Here is a 23833-nt window from a genome sequence, read left to right on the forward strand (position 1 = left end):
CGCATCTCCCCAGCCTTCGGGCGGGCGGTGCCGGTGCGTACGAAGCCGGGTCTCGACACCGTAATCCGCCGCTCCTCGTTCCAGCGAGGAAGTCTGCGGTATTCGACACACCCGACCTCGTGGGTCGGCGAAGTTCCAGGTTAGCTTTACCGAGACTGGCACACAGAAACCGGAGAAACGGTGCCTACGATCCAGCAGCTGGTCCGCAAGGGCCGGCAGGACAAGGTCGAGAAGAACAAGACGCCCGCACTTGAGGGTTCGCCCCAGCGCCGCGGCGTCTGCACGCGTGTTTTCACCACCACCCCGAAGAAGCCGAACTCGGCCCTGCGTAAGGTCGCGCGTGTGCGTCTGACCAGCGGCATCGAGGTCACCGCTTACATTCCGGGTGAGGGCCACAACCTGCAGGAGCACTCGATCGTGCTCGTGCGTGGCGGTCGTGTGAAGGACCTGCCGGGTGTTCGGTACAAGATCATCCGCGGCTCCCTCGACACGCAGGGCGTCAAGAACCGCAAGCAGGCTCGCAGCCGCTACGGCGCCAAGAAGGAGAAGTAAGAATGCCTCGTAAGGGCCCCGCCCCGAAGCGCCCGGTCATCATCGACCCGGTCTACAACTCTCCTCTGGTGACCTCCCTCATCAACAAGGTGCTGCTGAACGGAAAGCGCTCCACCGCCGAGCGCATCGTTTACGGCGCCATGGAGGGCCTGCGCGAGAAGACCGGCAACGACCCGGTCATCACGCTGAAGCGCGCGCTGGAGAACATCAAGCCGACCCTCGAGGTCAAGTCCCGCCGTGTCGGTGGCGCGACCTACCAGGTTCCGGTCGAGGTCAAGCCGGGTCGCGCGTCGACCCTGGCGCTGCGCTGGCTCGTGGGTTACTCCCGCGCCCGCCGCGAGAAGACCATGACCGAGCGCCTCATGAACGAGCTGCTGGACGCCTCGAACGGCCTCGGCGCTTCGGTCAAGAAGCGCGAGGACACGCACAAGATGGCCGAGTCCAACAAGGCCTTCGCGCACTACCGCTGGTAGTCGCTACCCACATCGAGACCGAGAGAAGACGAAAGCCTTATGGCTACCACTTCACTTGACCTGGCCAAGGTCCGCAACATCGGGATCATGGCCCACATCGACGCGGGCAAGACGACGACCACCGAGCGGATCCTGTTCTACACCGGTGTTTCGTACAAGATCGGTGAGGTCCACGACGGCGCTGCCACCATGGACTGGATGGAGCAGGAGCAGGAGCGTGGCATCACGATCACCTCTGCTGCCACCACCTGTCACTGGCCGCTGGAGAACGTCGACCACACCATCAACATCATCGACACCCCGGGGCACGTCGACTTCACCGTCGAGGTGGAGCGGTCCCTGCGCGTGCTCGACGGTGCCGTGACGGTGTTCGACGGCGTTGCCGGCGTTGAGCCCCAGTCCGAGACGGTGTGGCGTCAGGCGGACCGCTACGGCGTTCCGCGTATCTGCTTCGTCAACAAGCTCGACCGCACCGGCGCCGAGTTCCACCGCTGCGTCGACATGATCACGGAGCGCCTCGGCGCGACCCCGATCGTGATGCAGCTGCCGATCGGCACCGAGGCGGACTTCAAGGGCGTCGTCGACCTCGTCACCATGAAGGCCCTGCTGTGGTCCGCCGAGGCCGCCAAGGGCGAGATGTACGACACCGTCGACATCCCGGACACCCACATCGAGGCTGCCGAGGAATGGCGCGGCAAGCTCCTCGAGACGGTCGCCGAGAACGACGAAGAGCTGATGGAGCTGTACCTGGAGGGCCAGGAGCCCACCGTGGAGCAGCTGTACGCGGCGATCCGCCGTATCACCATCAGCGCCGGCAAGGCGGAGAACACCACCGTCACGCCCGTGTTCTGTGGCACCGCCTTCAAGAACAAGGGTGTCCAGCCGCTGCTGGACGCGGTCGTGCGTTACCTGCCGTCGCCGCTGGACGTCGAGGCGATCGAGGGCCACGCGGTCAACGACCCCGACGAGGTCATCAAGCGCCGCCCCTCCGAGGAGGAGCCGCTCGCCGCTCTTGCGTTCAAGATCGCGAGCGACCCGCACCTCGGCAAGCTCACCTTCATCCGGGTCTACTCGGGTCGCCTGGAGTCCGGCACGCAGGTGCTGAACTCCGTCAAGGGCAAGAAGGAGCGCATCGGCAAGATCTACCGCATGCACGCGAACAAGCGTGAGGAGATCGAGTCGGTGGGCGCCGGTGACATCGTCGCCGTCATGGGTCTGAAGCAGACCACCACCGGTGAGACGCTGTGCGACTCCTCCAACCAGGTGATCCTGGAGTCGATGGAGTTCCCGGCCCCGGTCATCCAGGTCGCCATTGAGCCCAAGTCCAAGGGCGACCAGGAGAAGCTGGGTGTCGCCATCCAGCGCCTCGCCGAGGAGGACCCGAGCTTCCAGGTCCACACCGACGAGGAGACCGGCCAGACCATCATCGCGGGTATGGGCGAGCTGCACCTCGACGTGCTGGTCGACCGTATGAAGCGTGAGTTCCGGGTCGAGGCCAACGTCGGCAAGCCGCAGGTCGCGTACCGCGAGACCCTGCGCAAGCCCGTCGAGCGTCTCGACTACACGCACAAGAAGCAGACTGGTGGTTCCGGCCAGTTCGCGAAGGTGCAGATCGCGATCGCGCCCCTCGAGGGCGACGGTTACGAGTTCGAGAACAAGGTCACCGGTGGCCGCATCCCGCGGGAGTACATCCCGTCTGTGGACGCGGGCTGCCAGGAGGCCATGGAGTTCGGTGTGCTCGCCGGCTACCCGCTGACGGGTGTCCGCGTCACGCTCCTCGACGGTGCCTTCCACGAGGTCGACTCCTCCGAGATGGCGTTCAAGATCGCCGGTTCGATGGCCTTCAAGGAGGCCGCGCGCAAGGCCTCCCCGGCCCTGCTCGAGCCGATGATGAAGGTCGAGGTCACCACGCCCGAGGACTACATGGGCGACGTGATCGGCGACATCAACTCCCGCCGTGGACAGATTCAGTCCATGGAGGACCGCCACGGTGCCAAGCTCGTCACGGGCCTGGTTCCGCTCTCGGAGATGTTCGGCTACGTCGGAGACCTCCGCAGCAAGACGTCGGGTCGCGCGAGCTACTCGATGCAGTTCGACTCCTACGCCGAGGTTCCCCGGAACGTCGCCGAGGAGATCATCGCGAAGGCCAAGGGCGAGTAAGACCCGTCTCGTCAGAGTCGGACCCCGACACGCTTTAGGCTTGACACCGACTGACGGGGCAATCCCCGCCATCCGTGAGGATTGCCCCCGTCAGCCGGCACCCCAGCAAAGATCACCTGGCGCCGATGAGTAAGGCGTACAGAACCACTCCACAGGAGGACCCCAGTGGCGAAGGCGAAGTTCGAGCGGACTAAGCCGCACGTCAACATCGGCACCATCGGTCACATCGACCACGGTAAGACGACCCTCACGGCCGCCATTACCAAGGTGCTGCACGACGCGTTCCCGGACCTGAACGAGGCCTCGGCCTTCGAGAACATCGACAAGGCGCCGGAAGAGCGCCAGCGTGGTATCACCATCTCCATCGCGCACGTCGAGTACCAGACGGAGAACCGTCACTACGCCCACGTCGACTGCCCGGGTCACGCGGACTACATCAAGAACATGATCACCGGTGCCGCCCAGATGGACGGCGCGATCCTCGTGGTCGCCGCGACCGACGGTCCGATGCCGCAGACCAAGGAGCACGTGCTCCTGGCCCGCCAGGTCGGCGTTCCCTACATCGTTGTCGCCCTGAACAAGGCCGACATGGTGGACGACGAGGAGATCCTGGAGCTCGTCGAGCTCGAGGTCCGTGAGCTCCTCTCCGAGTACGAGTTCCCGGGCGACGACGTTCCGGTCGTCAAGGTCTCGGCGCTCAAGGCGCTCGAGGGCGACAAGGAGTGGGGCGACTCCGTCCTCAAGCTCATGGCCGCCGTCGACGAGGCGATCCCGGAGCCGGAGCGCGACACCGACAAGCCGTTCCTGATGCCGATCGAGGACGTCTTCACGATCACCGGTCGCGGTACGGTCGTCACCGGCCGTATCGAGCGTGGTGTCCTGAAGGTCAACGAGACCGTCGACATCATCGGCATCAAGACCGAGAAGACCACCACCACGGTCACCGGCATCGAGATGTTCCGGAAGCTGCTGGACGAGGGTCAGGCCGGTGAGAACGTCGGTCTGCTGCTTCGCGGTATCAAGCGCGAGGACGTCGAGCGCGGCCAGGTCATCATCAAGCCCGGTTCGGTCACGCCGCACACCGAGTTCGAGGCCCAGGCCTACATCCTGTCGAAGGACGAGGGTGGCCGCCACACCCCGTTCTTCAACAACTACCGCCCGCAGTTCTACTTCCGTACCACGGACGTGACCGGCGTCGTGACCCTCCCCGAGGGCACCGAGATGGTCATGCCGGGCGACAACACCTCCATGTCCGTCCAGCTGATCCAGCCGGTCGCCATGGAGGAGGGCCTGAAGTTCGCCATCCGTGAGGGTGGCCGGACCGTCGGCGCCGGCCAGGTCACCAAGATCGTCAAGTAAGACCTCTTACTGACGATCGGGGAGACCCGGCGCTCCTGGCGAGCGAGGGCCCCGCACACCTTCGGGTGTGCGGGGCCCTTTGTCGTGCTTACGGGTCGCCTGCGGCGTGCCTGGGTGCGGCGCGGCGGAGCCGCGCGACCGGCTACGGATATCGCGGGAGGTCCTGCGTCGGGATGATCCACTCCCCGATCGCGACGTCTTCGCCGTAGACGAAGTCCTTGCGCACCGAGTAGCGGGGCCCGAGAGGTGTGTCGTGGATGCCGGACAACACGGCTCCGGATGCGCTGCGGGGGTCGAAGAGCGCGTAGACGGGAATTCCGAGCAGGGGGTAATCCCGCATCTTGCCCACCCAGTCGTTGTCAGGGTTGGAGCGGGAGACCACTTCGACGGCGGCGACGAGGGCGCGCGGGTCGAAGGAGCCCTCGACCTCCATGTCCTCCTCCGCGATGACCATGATGTCCGGGTGACGCATAATGCCCTGCGTCTCGCCCTCAACGTCGGGCGTCCCCGTGTGAGCGACGAGCTCCTCCGGCATCACCTTTTCGAGGCGTTTCCGGACCCGCAGCACCGTCAGCTCGTGGGGTCCGACGGGTGCCAGCATGTCGTGGACGATCCCTTCCTTCGTGATCTCGAACTTGCCGGGAAGGGTGTCGTCCATCGACTGGATGAAGTCCCTCATGGCCCGGTACAGAAGGGCGTCCCGCTGTGCGTCGTCCGGGGCGATGGTCATGGCATCCGCTCCTCGTCTCGGTCGGCACGTGCGCCGGCGGCTCGGCCGTGCCGCTGCCGGGGACATCGCCTTCATGCTAGCGACGGAAGGGCGGGCCCCCGTGGTTCCGTTACCAACGGACGAAGGCACCCTTCCCTCGGCGGAGGTGGACTGACCGGCGAGTATGCCGCCGGACGTGTACGGGGTGGCGCCCAGCGCGTGCGCGAGGACCGCCAGTAGGAGGCCGAGGGGTGGAAGGCGGCTGAGCGGCCTGTGCCCGGGGGTCTCGTGCGAGGAAGCGGCCATGGGGCGAACGTAGGTGTGTCATGCGATGGCTGAACGTTCCGCTGGCATATGACCGCTCATTCGAGTGGTGGGGCCGGGCCAAAGGAGCAAGTAGACCGTTAGTGAGGTATTAGCCGATCATCAGCGACGGTCGGCAGGCTGGTGCGTGCCAGTTGAGGAGCGGGACTGCACTACCGGGCGCACCCGCAGGGGAGAAGGAGCTGATGACCATGCGTGGTCTGCGTACCGTCGTGACCGCCGCCGCCGTTGCCGTCATGGCCGCGGGAGGGCTCGCGGGAGCCGCTGCCGCCGCGCAGGCGAGCGACGCCGGCGCGGGGGCCTGCCAGCCGGGCACGCTGAAGGTGACGACCACCGACGCCGGCCAGAGCCAGGTCGGCATGAACCACGCCGGCACCTACCTGAAGGTGAAGAACACCGGCGACGAGACCTGCGCGATCAAGGGCTACGCCGGACTGGCGCTGGAGGGTGCGGGGCACAAGGCACTCAACACCGAGGTGCGCCACGGTGACACCTACTTCGCCAAGGACCCGGGCGCCCACACCGTCACGCTCAAGCCCGGCGGCGTCGCCTACGCGGACCTGGTCTGGACGCACACCGGCGCCGACCCGGCCCCCGCCAAGTACCTCCAGGTCTCCCCGACGGGCAGCAACTCCCACGGCGTCGTCCCGCTGGAGGACGACGTGGACAACGGCACCCTGAGCCTGACCGCCTGGTCCGCAGAGCTGCCCACGGCCGGCTGACGCCCGCCGGGAGCCGCCTGGCACCCCCGAGCCGTGCCCCCGGCCGCGCACCCCCACGCGCGACCGGGGGCATCGTCATGCGCGCAGGGCGATGAGGCGGACATCACCCGGTACCGGAGCGGCCGGGCGCCCTAGCATGGCGGAGTCGGCGCGCACCTCGTATTGGGGGCGCGACCTGTCTCACACGGGAGTGACGCCATGTTGCGCACCATGTTCAAGTCCAAGATTCATCGGGCCACCGTGACCCAGGCCGATCTGCACTACGTAGGGTCCGTGACGGTCGACGCGGAGCTGATGGAGGCCGCCGATCTGCTGGCCGGCGAGCTGGTCCACATCGTCGACATCACGAACGGCGCGCGGCTGGAGACGTACGTGATCGAGGGGGAGCGGGGGAGCGGGGTCATCGGGATCAATGGCGCGGCCGCGCATCTCGTCCACCCCGGTGACCTGGTGATTCTCATCAGTTACGGGCAGTTCGAGGATGCCGAGGCGCGGGGGCTGAAGCCGAGCGTCGTGCACGTGGATGCGGACAACCGGATTGTCGCGGTGGGGGCCGATGCCTCCGCGCCGGTGCCGGGGAGTGGGCAGGAGCGGAGTCCGCAGGCGGTCGTTCCGGTCGGCTGAGGGAGGGGCGCGGGGTCCGTCCGGAGGTGATCGGGCGGGCCCGAGGATTCGCGCGGTGTGGCGTGGGGTACTCTCTCCCCTTCGGTTGGCCAGCCGTGTGCCCCATATGGCACACTAGCCAAGTTGCTCGGTTGAGTGCCGATGCTGCGCGCCTCCCGCCGGGAGGACCGGAAGCGAGTCCCAGGTATTCGTCATCCCTTCTCAGGGGTGGAAGTACGGGAATCTTCCGGGAAGCTCAGCGGGGTGCCTCAGCCAGGCGCTCGGTGGGTGTCCATGACCCCACGTCCTCCTTCTCGAAGGATCTCCCCTGCGGAGATATGCGGGAAGGGATGCGACACGCCCGACCGCGTGGGTCGGACGGACCGCAGGATGTGGCGGACGAGGACGTGAACGCACCGGGTCCCAGAGCGTTACGAGACAAAGGACTACTAAGTAGCCATGGCGGGACAGAAGATCCGCATCCGGCTCAAGGCCTACGACCACGAGGTCATCGACAGCTCGGCGAAGAAGATCGTCGAGACGGTGACCCGCACTGGTGCGTCGGTCGCGGGCCCGGTGCCGCTGCCCACTGAAAAGAACGTGTACTGCGTCATCAAGTCGCCGCACAAGTACAAGGACTCGCGCGAGCACTTCGAGATGCGCACGCACAAGCGCCTGATCGACATTCTCGACCCGACGCCGAAGACCGTTGACTCCCTGATGCGACTCGACCTTCCGGCCGGCGTCGACATCGAGATCAAGCTCTGAGGGCCGGTGAGCTGAGAATGACTAAGCAGATCAAGGGCCTCCTGGGCGAGAAGCTCGGCATGACCCAGGTCTGGGACGACAACAACCGTGTTGTCCCGGTCACCGTGGTCAAGGCCGGTCCCTGTGTCGTCACCCAGGTGCGCACCGCAGACCAGGACGGTTACGACTCCGTCCAGATCGCCTTCGGCGAGATCGACCCGCGCAAGGTGAACAAGCCCCTCAAGGGCCACTTCGCCAAGGCCGACGTCACCCCCCGCCGTCACCTCGTCGAGGTCCGTACCGCCGACGCCGGCGAGTACTCCCTCGGCCAGGAGATCAATGCCGAGGTCTTCGACGCCGGCATCAAGGTGGACGTGACCGGCAAGACCAAGGGCAAGGGCACCGCCGGTGTCATGAAGCGCCATGGCTTCGCCGGTGGCAAGGCTTCGCACGGTGCGCACCGCATCCACCGCAAGCCGGGCTCCATCGGTGGCTGCGCCACCCCGGGCCGCGTGTTCAAGGGCATGCGGATGGCCGGCCGTATGGGCAATGAGCGGGTCACCACCCAGAACCTGACCGTCCACGCCGTTGACGCGGAGAAGGGTCTGCTGCTCATCAAGGGCGCAGTTCCTGGTCCGAACGGCGGCCTCGTCCTGGTCCGTACCGCGGCCAAGGGGGCCTGAGGTAACCGATGAGCACCATTGACATCCTTTCGCCGGCAGGCGACAAGGCCGGGACCGTCGAGCTCCCCGCGGAGATCTTCGACGCGAAGGTCAGCGTTCCGCTGATCCACCAGGTCGTCGTCGCACAGCTGGCCGCTGCCCGCCAGGGCACGCACAAGACCAAGACCCGTGGCGAGGTCCGCGGCGGTGGCAAGAAGCCGTACCGCCAGAAGGGCACCGGCCGCGCGCGTCAGGGTTCGACCCGTGCGCCGCAGTTCGCCGGTGGTGGCGTCGTCCACGGCCCCGTGCCGCGTGACTACTCGCAGCGGACCCCGAAGAAGATGAAGGCCGCCGCCCTGCGCGGTGCCCTCACCGACCGGGCCCGCAACTCCCGTGTCCACGTCGTTTCCGGCGTGGTCGAGGGTGCGACCTCCACCAAGGCCGCCAAGACGCTGTTCGGCAAGATCTCGGAGCGCAAGAACCTGCTCCTGGTCGCCGAGCGTTCCGACGAGGCCGCGTGGCTGTCCGCCCGCAACCTGCCCCAGGTTCACATCCTGGAGCCGGGCCAGCTGAACACGTACGACGTGCTCGTCTCCGACGACGTGGTCTTCACCAAGGCCGCTCTCGAGTCCTTCGTGTCTGGCCCCAAGGCCGTTGAGACCGAAGGGAGCGACGCCTGATGAGTGAGGCCGTCGTCACCAGCAAGACCTTCACGGACCCCCGTGACGTGCTGAAGAAGCCCGTCGTGTCCGAGAAGAGCTACGCGCTGCTGGACGAGAACAAGTACACGTTCATCGTCGACCCGCGTGCCAACAAGACCCAGATCAAGCAGGCCGTCGAGGCGGTCTTCTCGGTCAAGGTCACCGGGGTGAACACGATCAACCGGCAGGGCAAGCGCAAGCGCACCCGCACCGGTTTCGGCAAGCGCGCTGACACCAAGCGCGCCATCGTGACCCTCGCCGAGGGCGACCGCATCGACATCTTCGGCGGTCCGACCGCCTAACGGCGGTCTGGATCGTCCGGAATCGGACGAGGACTGAGAAATGGGTATCCGCAAGTACAAGCCGACGACCCCGGGCCGTCGTGGCTCCAGCGTCGCCGACTTTGTCGAGATCACGCGGTCCACGCCGGAGAAGTCGCTGGTTCGCCCGCTGCACAGCAAGGGCGGCCGTAACAACGCCGGTCGTGTGACCGTTCGCCACCAGGGCGGTGGCCACAAGCGCGCCTACCGAGTGATCGACTTCCGTCGTCACGACAAGGACGGCGTGCCGGCCAAGGTCGCGCACATCGAGTACGACCCCAACCGCACCGCGCGCATCGCGCTCCTGCACTACGCGGACGGCGAGAAGCGCTACATCCTGGCGCCCCGCGGTCTGTCGCAGGGTGACCGGATTGAGAACGGCCCCGGCGCCGACATCAAGCCCGGCAACAACCTGGCGCTGCGCAACATCCCGGTCGGTACGACGCTCCACGCCATCGAGCTGCGGCCCGGCGGCGGCGCGAAGTTCGCCCGCTCCGCGGGTGCCTCCGTGCAGCTGCTGGCGAAGGAGGGCCAGATGGCCCACCTGCGCATGCCGTCCGGTGAGATCCGCCTGGTCGACGTTCGCTGCCGCGCCACTGTCGGCGAGGTCGGCAACGCCGAGCAGTCGAACATCAACTGGGGCAAGGCCGGCCGCATGCGCTGGAAGGGCGTCCGCCCGACCGTGCGTGGTGTCGTGATGAACCCCGTCGACCACCCGCACGGTGGTGGTGAGGGCAAGACCTCCGGTGGTCGCCACCCGGTCTCGCCGTGGGGTCAGAAGGAGGGTCGTACGCGTTCGCCGAAGAAGGCTTCGAACAAGTACATCGTCCGCCGCCGCAAGACGAACAAGAAGCGCTAGGAGCGGGTTTAGATGCCGCGCAGTCTCAAGAAGGGGCCCTTCGTCGACGACCACCTGATCAAGAAGGTGGATGTCCAGAACGAAGCCGGCACCAAGAACGTCATCAAGACCTGGTCCCGTCGCTCCATGATCGTGCCGGCCATGCTTGGCCACACGCTGGCGGTGCACAACGGCAAGACCCACGTCCCGGTGTTCGTCACCGAGTCGATGGTCGGCCACAAGCTCGGCGAGTTTGCGCCGACCCGCACCTTCCGCGGCCACGAGAAGGACGACCGCAAGTCGCGTCGTCGCTGATCTGCGGAAGAGCGAAGACTATGACTGACACCGAAGGGACAACCATGGAAGCCAGGGCCCAGGCGCGCTACGTGCGTGTCACGCCCATGAAGGCCCGCCGCGTGGTGGACCTTGTCCGTGGCATGGATGCCACGGAGGCTCAGGCGGTCCTGCGTTTCGCCCCGCAGGCCGCGAGCGTGCCGGTGGGCAAGGTGCTGGACAGCGCCATTGCCAACGCCGCGCACAACTACGACCACACGGACGCCAACTCGCTGTTCATCAGCGAGGCGTACGTCGACGAGGGCCCGACCCTGAAGCGCTTCCGTCCGCGCGCCCAGGGCCGTGCCTACCGGATCCGCAAGCGGACCAGCCACATCACCGTGGTCGTCAGCAGCAAGGAAGGAACCCGGTAATGGGCCAGAAGGTAAACCCGCACGGGTTCCGGCTCGGCATCACCACGGACTTCAAGAGCCGCTGGTACGCCGACAAGCTGTACAAGGACTACGTCAAGGAAGACGTCGCCATTCGTCGCATGATGACGAAGGGCATGGAGCGCGCCGGTATCTCGAAGGTGGAGATCGAGCGCACCCGTGAGCGCGTCCGCGTTGACATCCACACCGCCCGTCCGGGCATCGTCATCGGCCGCCGCGGCGCCGAGGCCGACCGCATCCGCGGTGAGCTGGAGAAGCTCACCGGCAAGCAGGTCCAGCTGAACATTCTCGAGGTCAAGAACCCCGAGACTGACGCTCAGCTGGTCGCGCAGGCCGTCGCGGAGCAGCTGTCCTCGCGTGTCTCCTTCCGTCGCGCCATGCGTAAGAGCATGCAGTCGACGATGAAGGCCGGCGCCAAGGGCATCAAGATCCAGTGCGGCGGTCGTCTCGGCGGCGCCGAGATGTCCCGCTCGGAGTTCTACCGCGAGGGCCGTGTGCCCCTGCACACGCTCCGTGCGAACGTCGACTACGGCTTCTTCGAGGCCCGTACGACCTTCGGCCGCATCGGCGTGAAGGTCTGGATCTACAAGGGCGACGTCAAGAACATCGCCGAGGTTCGCGCGGAGAACGCCGCTGCCCGTGCGGGTAACCGCCCGGCCCGCGGTGGCAACGACCGCCCGCGTCGCGGTGGCGAGCGCGGTGGTCGCGGCCGCAAGCCGCAGCAGCAGAACGCCGCTGCCGAGGCCCCCAAGGCCGAGGCCGCTGCCGCTGCTCCGGCTGAGAGCACCGGAACGGAGGCCTGACCGACATGCTGATCCCTCGCAGGGTCAAGCACCGCAAGCAGCACCACCCCAAGCGCCATGGCATGGCCAAGGGTGGTACCGAGCTCGCTTTCGGTGAGTACGGTATCCAGGCCCTGACCGGGGCCTACGTGACGAACCGGCAGATCGAGTCCGCTCGTATCGCCATGACCCGTCACATCAAGCGTGGCGGCAAGGTGTGGATCAACATCTACCCCGACCGTCCGCTGACGAAGAAGCCTGCCGAGACCCGCATGGGTTCCGGTAAGGGTTCTCCGGAGTGGTGGGTCGCGAACGTCAAGCCCGGCCGGGTGATGTTCGAGCTGTCCTTCCCGAACGAAAAGGTTGCCAAGGAGGCGCTGACCCGCGCCGCCCACAAGCTTCCGATGAAGTGCCGCATCGTGCGGCGCGAGGCAGGTGAGTCGTGATGGCGGCCGGTACCAAGGCGACCGAGCTGCGCGAGCTGAACAACGAGGACCTCGTTGCGAAGCTTCGTGAGGCCAAGGAGGAGCTGTTCAACCTCCGCTTCCAGGCGGCGACCGGACAGCTTGAGAACCACGGCCGGCTGAAGGCCGTCCGCAAGGACATCGCCCGGATCTACACCCTGATGCGTGAGCGCGAGCTCGGCATCGAGACGGTGGAGAGCGCCTGATGAGCGAGACGAATGTGACTGAGAAGAAGCAGGAGCGCGGCTTCCGCAAGACCCGTGAGGGTCTGGTCGTCAGCGACAAGATGGACAAGACCGTCGTCGTCGCCGTCGAGGACCGCGTCAAGCACGCGCTGTACGGCAAGGTCATCCGTCGTACCAACAAGCTCAAGGCGCACGACGAGCAGAACGCCGCGGGTGTCGGCGACCGTGTCCTCCTCATGGAGACCCGGCCGCAGTCCGCGACGAAGCGCTGGCGCGTCGTCGAGATCCTCGAGAAGGCCAAGTAATTCCCCGTAGGGAATTGCGAAGGCAAGCACATCCCCCCGAGGGGGATTCCCTCGGAAAAGTTCCGCCAGGCTCGGCAGGGACGCCCCAGTAGGAGCGTCCCTGCCGGGAACCGGCAGACGATCAGGAGATAGACGTGATCCAGCAGGAGTCTCGGCTGCGCGTCGCCGACAACACGGGTGCGAAGGAAATTCTCACCATCCGTGTTCTCGGTGGCTCGGGCCGACGCTACGCGGGCATCGGTGACGTCATCGTCGCCACCGTGAAGGATGCGATCCCCGGTGGCAACGTGAAGAAGGGTGACGTCGTCAAGGCGGTCATCGTGCGCACCGTGAAGGAGCGCCGCCGTCCCGACGGTTCGTACATCCGCTTCGACGAGAACGCGGCCGTCATCCTCAAGAACGATGGCGACCCCCGCGGCACCCGTATCTTCGGCCCCGTGGGCCGTGAGCTGCGCGAGAAGAAGTTCATGAAGATCATCTCGCTCGCGCCGGAGGTGCTGTAACCGATGAAGATCAAGAAGGGCGACCTGGTCCAGGTCATCACCGGTAAGGACAAGGGCAAGCAGGGCAAGGTCATTCAGGCCTTCCCCCGCGAGGACCGTGTCCTGGTCGAGGGTGTCAACCGGGTCAAGAAGCACACCAAGGCCGGCCAGACCGCTCGGGGTTCGAAGACCGGCGGCATCGTGACGACCGAGGCCCCGATCCACGTGAGCAACGTTCAGCTCGTGGTGGAGAAGGACGGCAACAAGGTCGTCACCCGCGTCGGGTACCGCTTCGACGACGAGGGCAACAAGATCCGCGTTGCCAAGCGGACCGGTGAGGACATCTGATGACTGCCACCACCAACGCACCGCGCCTCAAGCAGCGCTACCGCGAAGAGATCGCCGGGAAGCTGAAGGACGAGTTCTCGTACGAGAACGTCATGCAGATCCCCGGCCTGACCAAGATCGTGGTCAACATGGGTGTGGGCGACGCCGCCCGCGACTCCAAGCTGATCGAGGGCGCCATCCGCGACCTCACCACGATCACCGGCCAGAAGCCGGCCGTGACCAAGGCCCGTAAGTCCATCGCGCAGTTCAAGCTGCGTGAGGGCCAGCCGATCGGTGCCCACGTCACCCTCCGCGGTGACCGCATGTGGGAGTTCCTGGACCGCCTGCTGTCGCTCGCGCTGCCGCGCATCCGCGACTTCCGTGGTCTGTCGCCGAAGCAGTTCGACGGCCGCGGCAACTACACCTTCGGTCTCACGGAGCAGGTCATGTTCCACGAGATCGACCAGGACAAGATCGACCGCACCCGGGGTATGGACATCACCGTGGTCACCACGGCGACCAACGACGACGAGGGCCGTGCCCTTCTGCGTCACCTCGGCTTCCCGTTCAAGGAGGCGTGAGCGAGATGGCGAAGAAGGCTCTGATTGCCAAGGCTGCTCGTAAGCCGAAGTTCGGTGTGCGCGCGTACACCCGCTGCCAGCGCTGCGGCCGTCCGCACTCCGTCTACCGCAAGTTCGGCCTCTGCCGCGTGTGCCTTCGTGAGATGGCTCACCGTGGCGAGCTGCCGGGCGTGACCAAGAGCTCCTGGTAAATCCCCACTTGGGATTTTCCGGAGACTCTCGGTAAGCAGCCGGACGGCGGGGCCCACCCCTTCATCACCTAGAGTGGAAGGGTTGGGCGCCCGCCGCCCGAGACCGACCGCGGACCTCGTGTCCGCTCAAAGTCGCTTACTACGCCGTAGGTCCCCGTGCCGCACCCGTCCCGCCAAGGAGTGGGGAGAGGGATGGCGCATATAGGAAACCCCGGCGAGAGAGGCCGAAGGCCAATTCATGACCATGACTGACCCCATCGCAGACATGCTGACCCGTCTGCGGAACGCGAACTCGGCGTACCACGACACCGTCGTGATGCCGCACAGCAAGATCAAGTCGCACATCGCGGAGATCCTCCAGCAGGAGGGCTACATCACCGGCTGGAAGGTCGAGGACGCCGAGGTCGGCAAGAACCTCGTCCTCGAGCTGAAGTTCGGCCCGAACCGCGAGCGCTCGATCGCCGGCATCAAGCGGATTTCGAAGCCGGGCCTGCGGGTCTACGCAAAGTCCACCAACCTGCCGAAGGTCCTCGGCGGCCTGGGCGTGGCGATCATCTCCACGTCCCACGGTCTCCTGACCGGTCAGCAGGCCAGCAAGAAGGGTGTAGGCGGAGAAGTTCTCGCCTACGTCTGGTAACCAGGGAACGGAGGAATAGCTAATGTCGCGTATTGGCAAGCTGCCCATCCAGGTTCCCGCTGGTGTGGACGTCACCATCGACGGCCGGACGGTCTCCGTGAAGGGCCCCAAGGGTTCCCTTCAGCACACCGTCGCCGCGCCGATCGATGTCGCCAAGGGTGAGGACGGCGCCATCGCCGTCACCCGCCCGAACGACGAGCGTCAGAACAAGGCCCTGCACGGCCTGTCCCGCACGCTGGTGGCGAACATGATCACCGGCGTGACCCAGGGCTACAGCAAGGCGCTCGAGATCAGCGGTGTGGGTTACCGCGTCCAGGCGAAGGGCTCCAACCTGGAGTTCTCGCTGGGCTACAGCCACCCGATCCTGGTCGAGGCCCCCGAGGGGATCTCGTTCAAGGTCGAGTCCCCGACCAAGCTCAGCGTCGAGGGCATCGACAAGCAGAAGGTCGGCGAGGTCGCCGCGAACATCCGCAAGCTGCGCAAGCCCGACCCGTACAAGGCCAAGGGCGTCAAGTACGCCGGCGAGGTCATCCGCCGCAAGGTCGGAAAGGCTGGTAAGTAAGCCATGGCATACGGTGTGAAGATCGCGAAGGGCGACGCCTACAAGCGCGCCGCCGCTAAGCGTCGCCACATCCGCATCCGCAAGCGGATTTCGGGTACCCCGGAGCGTCCTCGTCTGGTCGTGACGCGCTCCAACCGTGGCATCACTGCGCAGGTCATCGACGACATCAAGGGCCACACCGTGGCCTCGGCGTCGAGCCTGGACGCGTCGATCCGCGGTGGCGAGGGCGACAAGAGCGCCCAGGCGAAGCAGGTCGGCGCCCTGGTCGCCGAGCGTGCCAAGGCTGCCGGTGTCGAGGCCGTCGTGTTCGACCGTGGTGGCAAGCAGTACGCAGGGCGGATTGCCGCTCTGGCCGACGCCGCCCGCGAAGCCGGGCTGAAGTTCTGAGCCCCGGTTCCGTAGCTAGCGGACGTAACAGAGAGAGGTAATTCCAATGGCTGGACCCCAGCGCCGCGGTGGCGGCGCCGGTGGCGGCGAGCGGCGGGACCGTAAGGACCGGCGGGACGGCGGCGCAGCTGCCGAGAAGACCGCCTACGTCGAGCGTGTTGTCGCCATCAACCGTGTCGCCAAGGTTGTGAAGGGTGGTCGTCGCTTCAGCTTCACCGCGCTGGTCGTGGTGGGCGACGGTGACGGCACCGTGGGTGTCGGTTACGGCAAGGCCAAGGAGGTGCCGGCCGCCATCGCCAAGGGTGTTGAGGAGGCCAAGAAGCACTTCTTCAAGGTCCCCCGTATCGCCGGCACCATCCCGCACCCCATCCAGGGCGAGAAGGCCGCGGGCGTCGTCCTGCTCAAGCCTGCTTCCCCCGGTACCGGTGTGATCGCCGGTGGCCCGGTGCGCGCCGTGCTCGAGTGCGCCGGCATCCACGACGTGCTGAGCAAGTCGCTCGGTTCGTCGAACCCGATCAACATCGTGCACGCCACGGTGACGGCGCTCCAGGGCCTCAAGCGGCCCGAGGAGATCGCTGCCCGTCGTGGTCTGCCGCTGGAGGACGTTGCTCCCGCCGCTCTGCTGCGGGCGCGTGCCGGGGTGAACGCGTGATGCGCATCAAGATCACCCAGACGAAGTCCATCATCGGCAGCAAGCAGAACCACCGTGACACGCTCCGTTCGCTCGGCCTCAAGCGGCTGAACGACAGCGTCGAGCGGGAGGCCCGTCCCGAGGTCGTCGGCATGGTGCACACCGTGCGTCACCTCGTGAAGGTCGAGGAGGTCTGACATGGCGGAGAACAACCCGCTGAAGGTCCACAACCTCCGTCCTGCCCCGGGTGCCAAGACCGCCAAGACCCGTGTGGGTCGTGGTGAGGCGTCCAAGGGTAAGACCGCTGGTCGTGGTACCAAGGGCACGAAGGCCCGTTACCAGGTTCCGGAGCGCTTCGAGGGTGGGCAGATGCCCCTCCACATGCGCCTCCCGAAGCTGAAGGGCTTCAAGAACCCCGCCCACAAGCAGTTCCAGGTCGTGAACCTGGAGAAGCTGGCCGCGCTCTACCCGCAGGGTGGCGAGGTCACGGTGGCCGACCTGGTCGCCAAGGGCGCGGTGCGGAACAACGAGCTCGTCAAGGTCCTGGGCCAGGGCGAGATCTCCGTGGCGCTGCAGGTGACGGTCGACGCCGTCTCCGGCTCCGCCAAGGAGAAGATTGCCGCCGCTGGCGGCAGCGTCACCGAGCTGCTCTGACGCGGCTCGCACGCGAGTGAATCAACTGACCGGGGATGCCCACGAATTGGGGCATCCCCGGTTGGTCGTTCCAAGGGGGGCATGGTCGCCGGTAAGGTGGCGTGCACTATTGCTGTACTTTCGCCGGGGACTGCCGCGTCGGGTACCTGATGTGGCGGGCCGCGGAGAATACGCCGCGTGGCCGGGGGCCACGCGGTTTTCGGCCGCTCAGTATTCGTAGATCCTCAAGACCGTCACCTCTCGCCCACGAGGCGGGGGGCGCAGGAGGCACCGTGCTCACCGCGTTCGCCCGAGCGTTCAAGACGCCCGACCTGCGCAAGAAGCTGCTGTTCACGCTGGGCATCGTGCTGGTGTATCGGCTCGGGGCGCACGTACCGGTTCCGGGAGTCAACTACTCCAATGTCGAAGCCTGCATGAAGCAGGCCGGCTCCGGTAGTGGGCTTTTCGGTCTGGTGAACATGTTCAGCGGCGGTGCGCTGCTCAAGATCACACTCTTCGCGCTGGGGATCATGCCGTACATCACGGCAAGCATCATCCTTCAGCTGCTCACCGTGGTGATCCCACGGCTGGAGGCCCTGAAGAAGGAGGGCCAGTCCGGGCAGGCGAAGATCACGCAGTACACCCGGTACCTGACCGTGGCGCTGGCCATCCTTCAGGGCACCGGCCTCGTGGCCACCGCCCGCAGTGGCTCGCTGTTCAGCACCTGCACCCTGCGCAACGAGATCATTCCGGACCCCGCGATCTTCACGACCATCACGATGGTCATCTGCATGACCGCCGGCACCGGCGTCGTCATGTGGCTGGGTGAGCTCATCACCGACCGCGGTATCGGCAACGGCATGTCGATCCTGATGTTCATCTCGATCGCCTCCGGCTTCCCGGCCGCGCTGTGGCAGATCAAGGTGTCCGGCAAGCTCGCCGACGGCTGGATCGAGTTCGGCTCCGTGATCGCGATCGGACTCGTCATGATCGCGCTGGTTGTCTTCGTGGAGCAGGCTCAGCGCCGTATTCCGGTGCAGTACGCCAAGCGGATGATCGGTCGTCGTTCCTACGGCGGAACGTCCACCTATATCCCGCTCAAGGTGAACCAGGCAGGTGTGATTCCTGTCATTTTCGCGTCGTCACTGCTCTACATCCCGGCGCTGATCGCGCAGTTCAGCGGCTCCAAGGCGGGCTGGGCGACGTGGCTTCAGACACATTTCCAGCGTGGAGATGGCCCGGTTTACATCGTTACGTACTTCCTGCTGATCGTGTTCTTCGCCTTCTTCTACGTCGCCATCTCCTTCAACCCCGAAGAAGTTGCCGACAACATGAAGAAGTATGGTGGCTTCATCCCGGGTATCCGGGCTGGTCGCCCGACGGCCGAGTACCTCAGCTACGTGCTCAACCGGATCACGTGGCCGGGCTCGCTGTATCTGGGTCTCATCGCACTGGTGCCGACCGTGGCGTTGGTGCTCTTCAACGCGGACCAGAACTTCCCGTTCGGCGGGACGAGCATCCTGATCATCGTGGGTGTGGGTCTGGAGACCGTGAAGCAGATCGAGAGCCAGCTTCAGCAGCGTAACTACGAAGGGTTCCTCCGCTGATGCGAATCGTCCTCGTCGGTCCTCCTGGGGCAGGCAAGGGTACGCAGGCTGCGTACCTCGCCGAGAACCTCGCCATCCCGCACATCTCCACGGGTGACCTGTTCCGCGCCAACATCAGCCAGGGCACCGAGCTCGGCAAGGCGGCCAAGGCCTACATGGACGCGGGCAACCTGGTGCCGGACGAGGTCACGATCGGCATGGCCAAGGACCGCATGGAGCAGCCCGACGCGACGGACGGCTTCCTGCTGGACGGTTTCCCGCGCAACCTCGCGCAGGCCAAGGCGCTGGACGGGATCCTGGAGGACGCCGGCCTGAAGCTGGACGCGGTGCTGGACCTGGAGGTCCCGGAGGACGAGGTCGTCAAGCGGATCTCCGGCCGCCGGATGTGCCGCAAGGACGGCAAGCACATCTTCCACGTCGAGTACAGCCCGTCGAAGACGGACGGCAGCTGCGACATCTGCGGCGGCGAGCTGTACCAGCGCGAGGACGACCGCGAGGAGACCGTGCGCAAGCGGCTGGAGGTCTACCACACGGAGACCGAGCCGATCATCGACTACTACAAGGCGCAGGACCTCGTGGTGACCATCCCGGCGCTCGGGAAGGTCGACGAGGTCACGCAGCGGGCCATGGGCGCGCTGGAGCGCGACGCCGCGTAGGCGGTACGCACCGGCTCTTCGATACGGCCGCGGCACCCGGCAGGGGCGCCGCGGCCGTATCGTGTACGGGAGCGGCTTTTCGTGGCCGCCCGCAATGAAGAAACGTTCGAGTCGTCGGTTCAGGAAGGCGTCAGCTCAATGCTGGAGATCAAGACCCCCGAGCAGATCGCGAAGATGCGCGAGGCGGGGCTGGTCGTCGCCGCTATCCACGCCGCCACCCGCGAGGTGGCCGTGCCCGGAGCCACCACCAAGGACCTGGACGACGCGGCACGCAAGGTACTCGCCGAGCACGGCGCGAAGTCGAACTTCCTCGGGTACGGCGGCTTCCCCGCGACGATCTGCACGTCGGTGAACGACGTGGTCGTGCACGGCATCCCGTCCGCCGACACCGTGCTCCAGGACGGCGACATCATCTCCATCGACTGCGGCGCCATCGTCGACGGCTGGCACGGCGACGCCGCGTACACCGCCTTCGTGGGCTCCGGTCACTCCGCGGAGCTGGTCGAGCTCAGCCGGGTGACCGAGGAGTCGATGTGGGCCGGCATCGCCGCGGTCCGCAAGGGCAACCGCCTGGTCGACATCTCCAAGGCCATCGAGGGCTACATCAAGCGCCAGCCGCGCCCCTCCACCGGCAAGTACGGCATCGTCGAGGACTACGGCGGCCACGGCATCGGGTCCCAGATGCACATGGACCCGCACCTGCTGAACTACGTCGACCGCAAGCGCGGCCGCGGCCCCAAGCTGGTCCCCGGCTTCTGCATCGCCATCGAGCCGATGGTCAACCTCGGCACCGCGAAGACCCACGTCCTCGAGGACGACTGGACCGTGAAGTCGAACGACGGCGGCTGGTCCTCGCACTGGGAGCACTCGGTCGCGCTGACCGAGGAAGGCCCGCTGGTCCTGACGGCTCCGGACGGCGGCAAGGCCAAGCTGGCCGAGCTGGGCATCGAGACCGCTCCCGACCCCCTGGCGTAACTCCGGAGCCACTGGAGTAACGATCTCCATGGCTGGGCAATAATCGTGGATTCGTCTTTTCGGGTGCGCTGACGTAGACTGACGCGTCGGCTCTCGTGCATCTGCATGCCTGCGTCCCCGGACGCGGGAATCGGGTGATTCTGACGAGAGCTGATCAAGGTAGCCGATTCGAAGGGCGAAGCGTGGCCAAGAAGCAAGGTGCCATCGAGATCGAGGGCACCGTGATCGAGTCCCTCCCGAACGCGATGTTCAAGGTGGAGCTTCAGAACGGTCACCAGGTCCTCGCGCACATCAGTGGCAAGATGCGGATGCACTACATCCGTATCCTCCCGGATGACCGGGTCGTCGTGGAGCTTTCTCCGTACGACCTGACGCGTGGGCGGATCGTCTACCGCTACAAGTAGATCTTGCCCGCGCCCCGCTCCCGTGGGGCAAGGCACTGACCCGGAGAACCTCACATCCCATGAAGGTCAAGCCGAGCGTCAAGAAGATCTGCGACAAGTGCAAGGTGATCCGCCGCCACGGCCGGGTCATGGTCATCTGCGACAACCTGCGCCACAAGCAGCGCCAGGGCTGACGCACGCCGACCTGCATTTCGCAGTTCTTCGCGCGACGCAAGCGATACGTACATACGCAGAGCCCGTCCGGCCGTAATGGCCGACGACACCTCCGGCGGGGGCCGGAGACCTGGGCCGTACCACTGCTCCGGCAAGCGAGCGGTCGGCGGTCAGGAATGACTCTGCGGAAGACCCCCGATTCAACACAGGAGCCATTCGATGGCACGCGTTTCAGGTGTTGACATCCCGCGCGAAAAGCGTGTGGAGGTCGCCCTCACCTACGTCTTCGGCATCGGCCGCACGCTGGCGAAGCAGACCCTCGCCGCTGCCGGTGTCGACCCGAACACCCGCGTTCGTGACCTTCCCGAAGAGGACCTGGTCAAGATCCGCGAGTACGTGGACGCCAACCTCCAGACCGAGGGTGACCTCCGTCGCGAGATCCAGGCCGACATCCGCCGCAAGGTCGAGATCGGCTGCTACCAGGGCCTGCGCCACCGTCGTGGCCTGCCCGTCCACGGTCAGCGCACCAGCACGAACGCTCGTACCCGCAAGGGCCCGCGTCGCGCGATCGCCGGCAAGAAGAAGCCGGGCAAGAAGTAGTCCTCAGCGGACGCTTATCAGCGGTCTTCGCTGTAGGACCGACCACCTCCACGGGAGTAATTCATGCCTCCGAAGGGCCGTACGGCCGGCGCCAAGAAGGTGCGCCGCAAGGAGAAGAAGAACGTCGCCCACGGGCACGCTCACATCAAGAGCACGTTCAACAACACGATCGTTTCGATCACCGACCCCACCGGCAACGTGATTTCCTGGGCTTCGGCCGGTCACGTGGGCTTCAAGGGTTCGCGCAAGTCCACCCCGTTCGCCGCGCAGATGGCCGCCGAGTCGGCCGCGCGTCGCGCGCAGGAGCACGGCATGCGCAAGGTCGACGTCTTCGTCAAGGGTCCCGGCTCCGGCCGTGAGACCGCGATCCGCTCCCTCCAGGCCACCGGCCTCGAGGTGGGTTCGATCCAGGACGTCACCCCGACCCCGCACAACGGCTGCCGCCCGCCGAAGCGCCGCCGCGTCTGACCCGCTGAAGTAGTAGGAGACAACTAGACAATGGCGCGTTACACCGGGGCCGACTGCAAGCGTTGCCGTCGGGAGAAGCAGAAGCTCTTCCTCAAGGGGAGCAAGTGCGAGAGCGCAAAGTGCCCGATCGAGATCCGTCCTTACCCCCCGGGTGAGCACGGTCGCGGGCGCACCAAGGACAGCGAGTACCTGCTGCAGCTGCGGGAGAAGCAGAAGTGCAGCCGTATCTACGGTGTTCTTGAGAAGCAGTTCCTTGGGTACTACAAGGAGGCGAACCAGAAGACCGGCAAGACCGGTGAGAACCTGCTTCGCATCCTTGAGACCCGACTGGACAACGTGGTCTACCGCGCGGGCTTCGCGAAGTCCCGTGACCACGCCCGTCAGCTGGTCCGTCACGGCCACATCAACGTGAACGGCCGCAAGACCGACATCCCGTCGGCTCGCGTCTCCGTGAACGACATCATCGAGGTCCGCGAGGGCTCTCGGAACCTGACCCCCTTCCAGGTGGCGCAGGCCGAGGCCGGCGAGAAGACCGTCCCGGCGTGGCTGGAGGCGATCCCCTCGAAGCTCCGGATCCTCGTGCACTCCCTGCCCGAGCGCCCGGTGATCGACACCCAGGTGCAGGAGCAGCTGATCGTCGAGCTCTACTCCAAGTAGTAGGGATCTGCGGTCGCGGGCGGTACGGGCTCTTTCGGGCCGTACCGCCCGTACCCTTGTAGTGACTGGCATCAAATAGCGGGTGCCAAGACTGGAGGCAACACCTCATGCTGATCGCTCAGCGTCCTTCGTTGACCGAAGAGGTCGTCGACGAGTACCGCTCCCGGTTCGTGATCGAGCCGCTGGAGCCGGGCTTCGGTTACACCCTCGGCAACTCCCTGCGTCGTACGCTCCTCTCCTCGATTCCGGGTGCGGCGGTCACGTCCATCCGCATCGACGGTGTCCTGCACGAGTTCACCACCGTGCCGGGCGTCAAGGAGGACGTCACCGACCTCATCCTCAACATCAAGCAGCTGGTCGTCTCCTCGGAGCACGACGAGCCGGTCGTGATGTACCTGCGCAAGCAGGGCCCCGGCCTGGTGACCGCTGCCGACATCGCGCCCCCGGCCGGTGTCGAGGTCCACAACCCGGACCTGGTCCTCGCCACGCTGAACGGCAAGGGCAAGCTGGAGATGGAGCTGACCGTCGAGCGCGGTCGCGGCTACGTCTCCGCCGTGCAGAACAAGCAGGTGGGCCAGGAGATCGGCCGTATCCCGGTCGACTCCATCTACAGCCCCGTGCTGAAGGTCACCTACAAGGTCGAGGCGACCCGTGTCGAGCAGCGCACCGACTTCGACAAGCTGATCGTCGACGTCGAGACCAAGCAGGCCATGCGCCCGCGCGACGCCATGGCGTCCGCCGGTAAGACCCTGGTCGAGCTGTTCGGTCTGGCGCGCGAGCTCAACATCGACGCCGAGGGCATCGACATGGGCCCGTCGCCCACGGACGCCGCCCTGGCCGCCGACCTGGCGCTGCCGATCGAGGAGCTGGAGCTCACCGTTCGGTCGTACAACTGCCTCAAGCGCGAGGGCATCCACTCCGTGGGTGAGCTCGTCGCCCGCTCCGAGGCCGACCTGCTCGACATCCGCAACTTCGGTGCGAAGTCGATCGACGAGGTCAAGGCGAAGCTGGCCGGCATGGGCCTGGCCCTGAAGGACTCGCCCCCCGGCTTCGACCCGACCGCCGCCGCGGACGCCTTCGGCGCCGACGACGACGCGGACGCGGGTTTCGTCGAGACCGAGCAGTACTGACAGCTCGGGCTTGACGGTCTGATTTTGCTGCGGGCCGGCTGCGGCCGGTCGCGCAGTTCCCCGCGCCCCTTACGGGGTGCGGGGTCTCCGACGGGCGACCGCCCGCTCGGATACTGACCCC

The 23833-nt window shown here is 66.2% G+C and carries 37 protein-coding genes; 36 read left to right on the forward strand and 1 reads right to left on the reverse strand.

Annotated features, from left to right (window positions below; translation table 11 throughout):
- Window positions 1-180: 180 nt before the first annotated feature.
- The 4 genes from rpsL (at window position 181) to tuf (ending at window position 4544) form a co-directional block, all read left to right on the forward strand.
- Window positions 181-552, forward strand: coding sequence for a 30S ribosomal protein S12 (gene rpsL, locus ABZ840_RS13650; protein WP_003948652.1), 372 nt, complete (start codon window positions 181-183; stop codon window positions 550-552).
- 2 nt (window positions 553-554) lie between these two features.
- Window positions 555-1025: a 30S ribosomal protein S7 gene (rpsG, locus tag ABZ840_RS13655; RefSeq protein WP_030262788.1), complete on the forward strand. Its 471-nt coding sequence runs from the start codon at window positions 555-557 to the stop codon at window positions 1023-1025.
- Window positions 1026-1064: 39 nt separating this feature from the next.
- Complete coding sequence (fusA, locus tag ABZ840_RS13660; protein ID WP_361558187.1) at window positions 1065-3185, forward strand: elongation factor G; 2121 nt, start codon at window positions 1065-1067, stop codon at window positions 3183-3185.
- A gap of 165 nt (window positions 3186-3350) precedes the next feature.
- Complete coding sequence (gene tuf / locus ABZ840_RS13665) at window positions 3351-4544, forward strand: elongation factor Tu (protein ID WP_361558190.1); 1194 nt, start codon at window positions 3351-3353, stop codon at window positions 4542-4544.
- A 142-nt stretch (window positions 4545-4686) separates the two neighbouring features.
- Here the strand turns inward: tuf and ABZ840_RS13670 are convergent, their stop codons facing one another.
- Window positions 4687-5274, reverse strand: a complete 588-nt coding sequence (locus ABZ840_RS13670) for a Uma2 family endonuclease (protein WP_361558193.1) — start codon at window positions 5272-5274, stop codon at window positions 4687-4689.
- 494 nt (window positions 5275-5768) lie between these two features.
- Here ABZ840_RS13670 and ABZ840_RS13675 point away from each other — a divergent pair, with 494 nt between their 5' ends.
- From ABZ840_RS13675 to ABZ840_RS13830, 32 genes are all read left to right on the forward strand, one after another.
- Window positions 5769-6299 carry a DUF4232 domain-containing protein gene (locus ABZ840_RS13675; RefSeq protein WP_361558196.1) on the forward strand — a complete coding sequence of 177 codons (531 nt, stop codon included), beginning with the start codon at window positions 5769-5771 and terminating at the stop codon, window positions 6297-6299.
- A 198-nt stretch (window positions 6300-6497) separates the two neighbouring features.
- Window positions 6498-6923: an aspartate 1-decarboxylase gene (gene panD, locus ABZ840_RS13680; protein ID WP_361558199.1), complete on the forward strand. Its 426-nt coding sequence runs from the start codon at window positions 6498-6500 to the stop codon at window positions 6921-6923.
- Between the two features lie 438 nt (window positions 6924-7361).
- A complete protein-coding gene (rpsJ, locus tag ABZ840_RS13685) occupies window positions 7362-7670 on the forward strand; it encodes a 30S ribosomal protein S10 (protein WP_003948644.1) in 309 nt (102 codons plus the stop codon).
- A 17-nt stretch (window positions 7671-7687) separates the two neighbouring features.
- Entirely contained in the window at window positions 7688-8332 is a 645-nt protein-coding gene (gene rplC / locus ABZ840_RS13690; RefSeq protein ID WP_361558202.1) for a 50S ribosomal protein L3, read from the forward strand.
- 8 nt (window positions 8333-8340) lie between these two features.
- Window positions 8341-8991: a 50S ribosomal protein L4 gene (rplD, locus tag ABZ840_RS13695; protein ID WP_361558205.1), complete on the forward strand. Its 651-nt coding sequence runs from the start codon at window positions 8341-8343 to the stop codon at window positions 8989-8991.
- Complete coding sequence (rplW, locus tag ABZ840_RS13700; RefSeq protein ID WP_361558208.1) at window positions 8991-9314, forward strand: 50S ribosomal protein L23; 324 nt, start codon at window positions 8991-8993, stop codon at window positions 9312-9314. Before rplD ends, rplW begins: the two co-directional genes overlap by 1 nt.
- A 40-nt stretch (window positions 9315-9354) precedes the next feature.
- Window positions 9355-10191 carry a 50S ribosomal protein L2 gene (gene rplB, locus ABZ840_RS13705; RefSeq protein WP_361558211.1) on the forward strand — a complete coding sequence of 279 codons (837 nt, stop codon included), beginning with the start codon at window positions 9355-9357 and terminating at the stop codon, window positions 10189-10191.
- Window positions 10192-10203: 12 nt separating this feature from the next.
- Window positions 10204-10485, forward strand: coding sequence for a 30S ribosomal protein S19 (rpsS, locus tag ABZ840_RS13710; protein WP_030262810.1), 282 nt, complete (start codon window positions 10204-10206; stop codon window positions 10483-10485).
- A gap of 44 nt (window positions 10486-10529) precedes the next feature.
- Complete coding sequence (gene rplV, locus ABZ840_RS13715) at window positions 10530-10877, forward strand: 50S ribosomal protein L22 (RefSeq protein WP_361558215.1); 348 nt, start codon at window positions 10530-10532, stop codon at window positions 10875-10877.
- Complete coding sequence (gene rpsC / locus ABZ840_RS13720; RefSeq protein WP_361558218.1) at window positions 10877-11698, forward strand: 30S ribosomal protein S3; 822 nt, start codon at window positions 10877-10879, stop codon at window positions 11696-11698. The genes rplV and rpsC overlap by 1 nt, the downstream gene beginning before the upstream one ends.
- Before the next feature lie 5 nt (window positions 11699-11703).
- Complete coding sequence (gene rplP, locus ABZ840_RS13725; RefSeq protein WP_052864765.1) at window positions 11704-12123, forward strand: 50S ribosomal protein L16; 420 nt, start codon at window positions 11704-11706, stop codon at window positions 12121-12123.
- Window positions 12123-12347, forward strand: coding sequence for a 50S ribosomal protein L29 (gene rpmC, locus ABZ840_RS13730; protein WP_004950453.1), 225 nt, complete (start codon window positions 12123-12125; stop codon window positions 12345-12347). Before rplP ends, rpmC begins: the two co-directional genes overlap by 1 nt.
- Window positions 12347-12631, forward strand: a complete 285-nt coding sequence (rpsQ, locus tag ABZ840_RS13735; RefSeq protein WP_030619920.1) for a 30S ribosomal protein S17 — start codon at window positions 12347-12349, stop codon at window positions 12629-12631. The genes rpmC and rpsQ overlap by 1 nt, the downstream gene beginning before the upstream one ends.
- Window positions 12632-12765: 134 nt before the next feature.
- Window positions 12766-13134: a 50S ribosomal protein L14 gene (gene rplN, locus ABZ840_RS13740; protein WP_003974257.1), complete on the forward strand. Its 369-nt coding sequence runs from the start codon at window positions 12766-12768 to the stop codon at window positions 13132-13134.
- Window positions 13135-13137: 3 nt separating this feature from the next.
- Complete coding sequence (rplX, locus tag ABZ840_RS13745; protein WP_030062892.1) at window positions 13138-13461, forward strand: 50S ribosomal protein L24; 324 nt, start codon at window positions 13138-13140, stop codon at window positions 13459-13461.
- Window positions 13461-14021: a 50S ribosomal protein L5 gene (gene rplE, locus ABZ840_RS13750; RefSeq protein WP_030262823.1), complete on the forward strand. Its 561-nt coding sequence runs from the start codon at window positions 13461-13463 to the stop codon at window positions 14019-14021. The genes rplX and rplE overlap by 1 nt, the downstream gene beginning before the upstream one ends.
- Before the next feature lie 5 nt (window positions 14022-14026).
- A complete protein-coding gene (locus tag ABZ840_RS13755; RefSeq protein ID WP_003956452.1) occupies window positions 14027-14212 on the forward strand; it encodes a type Z 30S ribosomal protein S14 in 186 nt (61 codons plus the stop codon).
- Between the two features lie 238 nt (window positions 14213-14450).
- On the forward strand, window positions 14451-14849 hold the full coding sequence (rpsH, locus tag ABZ840_RS13760; protein WP_260639342.1) for a 30S ribosomal protein S8: 399 nt from the start codon (window positions 14451-14453) through the stop codon (window positions 14847-14849).
- Window positions 14850-14871: 22 nt separating this feature from the next.
- A complete protein-coding gene (gene rplF, locus ABZ840_RS13765) occupies window positions 14872-15411 on the forward strand; it encodes a 50S ribosomal protein L6 (protein ID WP_361558225.1) in 540 nt (179 codons plus the stop codon).
- A gap of 3 nt (window positions 15412-15414) precedes the next feature.
- Window positions 15415-15798: a 50S ribosomal protein L18 gene (gene rplR / locus ABZ840_RS13770; RefSeq protein WP_361558228.1), complete on the forward strand. Its 384-nt coding sequence runs from the start codon at window positions 15415-15417 to the stop codon at window positions 15796-15798.
- Between the two features lie 46 nt (window positions 15799-15844).
- The gene (gene rpsE, locus ABZ840_RS13775) at window positions 15845-16450 is read left to right on the forward strand and encodes a 30S ribosomal protein S5 (RefSeq protein ID WP_361558231.1); all 606 of its coding nucleotides are present in this window, start codon (window positions 15845-15847) and stop codon (window positions 16448-16450) included.
- Window positions 16447-16626: a 50S ribosomal protein L30 gene (gene rpmD, locus ABZ840_RS13780; RefSeq protein ID WP_361558234.1), complete on the forward strand. Its 180-nt coding sequence runs from the start codon at window positions 16447-16449 to the stop codon at window positions 16624-16626. Before rpsE ends, rpmD begins: the two co-directional genes overlap by 4 nt.
- A 1-nt stretch (window position 16627) precedes the next feature.
- Window positions 16628-17083, forward strand: coding sequence for a 50S ribosomal protein L15 (gene rplO / locus ABZ840_RS13785; protein ID WP_346092392.1), 456 nt, complete (start codon window positions 16628-16630; stop codon window positions 17081-17083).
- 272 nt (window positions 17084-17355) lie between these two features.
- Complete coding sequence (gene secY, locus ABZ840_RS13790; RefSeq protein ID WP_361558238.1) at window positions 17356-18669, forward strand: preprotein translocase subunit SecY; 1314 nt, start codon at window positions 17356-17358, stop codon at window positions 18667-18669.
- On the forward strand, window positions 18669-19325 hold the full coding sequence (locus tag ABZ840_RS13795; RefSeq protein WP_361558241.1) for an adenylate kinase: 657 nt from the start codon (window positions 18669-18671) through the stop codon (window positions 19323-19325). The genes secY and ABZ840_RS13795 overlap by 1 nt, the downstream gene beginning before the upstream one ends.
- 138 nt (window positions 19326-19463) lie before the next feature.
- Complete coding sequence (gene map / locus ABZ840_RS13800) at window positions 19464-20300, forward strand: type I methionyl aminopeptidase (protein WP_361558244.1); 837 nt, start codon at window positions 19464-19466, stop codon at window positions 20298-20300.
- A gap of 182 nt (window positions 20301-20482) precedes the next feature.
- Window positions 20483-20704, forward strand: a complete 222-nt coding sequence (gene infA / locus ABZ840_RS13805) for a translation initiation factor IF-1 (protein WP_030262853.1) — start codon at window positions 20483-20485, stop codon at window positions 20702-20704.
- 59 nt (window positions 20705-20763) lie between these two features.
- The gene (rpmJ, locus tag ABZ840_RS13810) at window positions 20764-20877 is read left to right on the forward strand and encodes a 50S ribosomal protein L36 (protein ID WP_003956441.1); all 114 of its coding nucleotides are present in this window, start codon (window positions 20764-20766) and stop codon (window positions 20875-20877) included.
- A gap of 199 nt (window positions 20878-21076) precedes the next feature.
- On the forward strand, window positions 21077-21457 hold the full coding sequence (gene rpsM / locus ABZ840_RS13815; RefSeq protein ID WP_030262856.1) for a 30S ribosomal protein S13: 381 nt from the start codon (window positions 21077-21079) through the stop codon (window positions 21455-21457).
- Window positions 21458-21520: 63 nt separating this feature from the next.
- Entirely contained in the window at window positions 21521-21925 is a 405-nt protein-coding gene (gene rpsK / locus ABZ840_RS13820; protein WP_004571845.1) for a 30S ribosomal protein S11, read from the forward strand.
- A 30-nt stretch (window positions 21926-21955) separates the two neighbouring features.
- Window positions 21956-22582: a 30S ribosomal protein S4 gene (rpsD, locus tag ABZ840_RS13825; protein ID WP_361558249.1), complete on the forward strand. Its 627-nt coding sequence runs from the start codon at window positions 21956-21958 to the stop codon at window positions 22580-22582.
- A gap of 107 nt (window positions 22583-22689) precedes the next feature.
- The gene (locus ABZ840_RS13830) at window positions 22690-23712 is read left to right on the forward strand and encodes a DNA-directed RNA polymerase subunit alpha (RefSeq protein WP_003956430.1); all 1023 of its coding nucleotides are present in this window, start codon (window positions 22690-22692) and stop codon (window positions 23710-23712) included.
- The last annotated feature ends 121 nt before the right edge of the window (window positions 23713-23833 follow it).

This window comes from Streptomyces sp. NPDC047117, from assembly GCF_040643545.1.
In the GTDB taxonomy this organism is placed as follows: domain Bacteria; phylum Actinomycetota; class Actinomycetes; order Streptomycetales; family Streptomycetaceae; genus Streptomyces.

Excerpts from the sequence above, each read along its gene's own strand:
- rplB (WP_361558211.1), top strand. The coding sequence starts at position 9,355 with ATGGGTATCCGCAAGTACAAGCCGACGACCCCGGGCCGTCGTGGCTCC.
- rpsM (WP_030262856.1), top strand. The coding sequence starts at position 21,077 with ATGGCACGCGTTTCAGGTGTTGACATCCCGCGCGAAAAGCGTGTGGAG.
- rpsS (WP_030262810.1), top strand. The coding sequence starts at position 10,204 with ATGCCGCGCAGTCTCAAGAAGGGGCCCTTCGTCGACGACCACCTGATC.
- map (WP_361558244.1), top strand. The coding sequence starts at position 19,464 with ATGCTGGAGATCAAGACCCCCGAGCAGATCGCGAAGATGCGCGAGGCG.
- rpsD (WP_361558249.1), top strand. The coding sequence starts at position 21,956 with ATGGCGCGTTACACCGGGGCCGACTGCAAGCGTTGCCGTCGGGAGAAG.
- rpmJ (WP_003956441.1), top strand. The coding sequence starts at position 20,764 with ATGAAGGTCAAGCCGAGCGTCAAGAAGATCTGCGACAAGTGCAAGGTG.
- ABZ840_RS13755 (WP_003956452.1), top strand. The coding sequence starts at position 14,027 with ATGGCGAAGAAGGCTCTGATTGCCAAGGCTGCTCGTAAGCCGAAGTTC.
- rplE (WP_030262823.1), top strand. The coding sequence starts at position 13,461 with ATGACTGCCACCACCAACGCACCGCGCCTCAAGCAGCGCTACCGCGAA.
- ABZ840_RS13830 (WP_003956430.1), top strand. The coding sequence starts at position 22,690 with ATGCTGATCGCTCAGCGTCCTTCGTTGACCGAAGAGGTCGTCGACGAG.
- rpsQ (WP_030619920.1), top strand. The coding sequence starts at position 12,347 with ATGAGCGAGACGAATGTGACTGAGAAGAAGCAGGAGCGCGGCTTCCGC.
- ABZ840_RS13675 (WP_361558196.1), top strand. The coding sequence starts at position 5,769 with ATGCGTGGTCTGCGTACCGTCGTGACCGCCGCCGCCGTTGCCGTCATG.
- rpsH (WP_260639342.1), top strand. The coding sequence starts at position 14,451 with ATGACCATGACTGACCCCATCGCAGACATGCTGACCCGTCTGCGGAAC.
- rpsC (WP_361558218.1), top strand. The coding sequence starts at position 10,877 with ATGGGCCAGAAGGTAAACCCGCACGGGTTCCGGCTCGGCATCACCACG.
- rpmC (WP_004950453.1), top strand. The coding sequence starts at position 12,123 with ATGGCGGCCGGTACCAAGGCGACCGAGCTGCGCGAGCTGAACAACGAG.
- rplC (WP_361558202.1), top strand. The coding sequence starts at position 7,688 with ATGACTAAGCAGATCAAGGGCCTCCTGGGCGAGAAGCTCGGCATGACC.
- rplP (WP_052864765.1), top strand. The coding sequence starts at position 11,704 with ATGCTGATCCCTCGCAGGGTCAAGCACCGCAAGCAGCACCACCCCAAG.
- rpsG (WP_030262788.1), top strand. The coding sequence starts at position 555 with ATGCCTCGTAAGGGCCCCGCCCCGAAGCGCCCGGTCATCATCGACCCG.
- panD (WP_361558199.1), top strand. The coding sequence starts at position 6,498 with ATGTTGCGCACCATGTTCAAGTCCAAGATTCATCGGGCCACCGTGACC.
- fusA (WP_361558187.1), top strand. The coding sequence starts at position 1,065 with ATGGCTACCACTTCACTTGACCTGGCCAAGGTCCGCAACATCGGGATC.
- rplV (WP_361558215.1), top strand. The coding sequence starts at position 10,530 with ATGGAAGCCAGGGCCCAGGCGCGCTACGTGCGTGTCACGCCCATGAAG.
- rpsK (WP_004571845.1), top strand. The coding sequence starts at position 21,521 with ATGCCTCCGAAGGGCCGTACGGCCGGCGCCAAGAAGGTGCGCCGCAAG.
- ABZ840_RS13795 (WP_361558241.1), top strand. The coding sequence starts at position 18,669 with ATGCGAATCGTCCTCGTCGGTCCTCCTGGGGCAGGCAAGGGTACGCAG.
- rpsJ (WP_003948644.1), top strand. The coding sequence starts at position 7,362 with ATGGCGGGACAGAAGATCCGCATCCGGCTCAAGGCCTACGACCACGAG.
- ABZ840_RS13670 (WP_361558193.1), bottom strand. The coding sequence starts at position 5,274 with ATGACCATCGCCCCGGACGACGCACAGCGGGACGCCCTTCTGTACCGG.
- rplW (WP_361558208.1), top strand. The coding sequence starts at position 8,991 with ATGAGTGAGGCCGTCGTCACCAGCAAGACCTTCACGGACCCCCGTGAC.
- rplF (WP_361558225.1), top strand. The coding sequence starts at position 14,872 with ATGTCGCGTATTGGCAAGCTGCCCATCCAGGTTCCCGCTGGTGTGGAC.
- rplD (WP_361558205.1), top strand. The coding sequence starts at position 8,341 with ATGAGCACCATTGACATCCTTTCGCCGGCAGGCGACAAGGCCGGGACC.
- rpsE (WP_361558231.1), top strand. The coding sequence starts at position 15,845 with ATGGCTGGACCCCAGCGCCGCGGTGGCGGCGCCGGTGGCGGCGAGCGG.
- rplR (WP_361558228.1), top strand. The coding sequence starts at position 15,415 with ATGGCATACGGTGTGAAGATCGCGAAGGGCGACGCCTACAAGCGCGCC.
- rplX (WP_030062892.1), top strand. The coding sequence starts at position 13,138 with ATGAAGATCAAGAAGGGCGACCTGGTCCAGGTCATCACCGGTAAGGAC.
- rplO (WP_346092392.1), top strand. The coding sequence starts at position 16,628 with ATGGCGGAGAACAACCCGCTGAAGGTCCACAACCTCCGTCCTGCCCCG.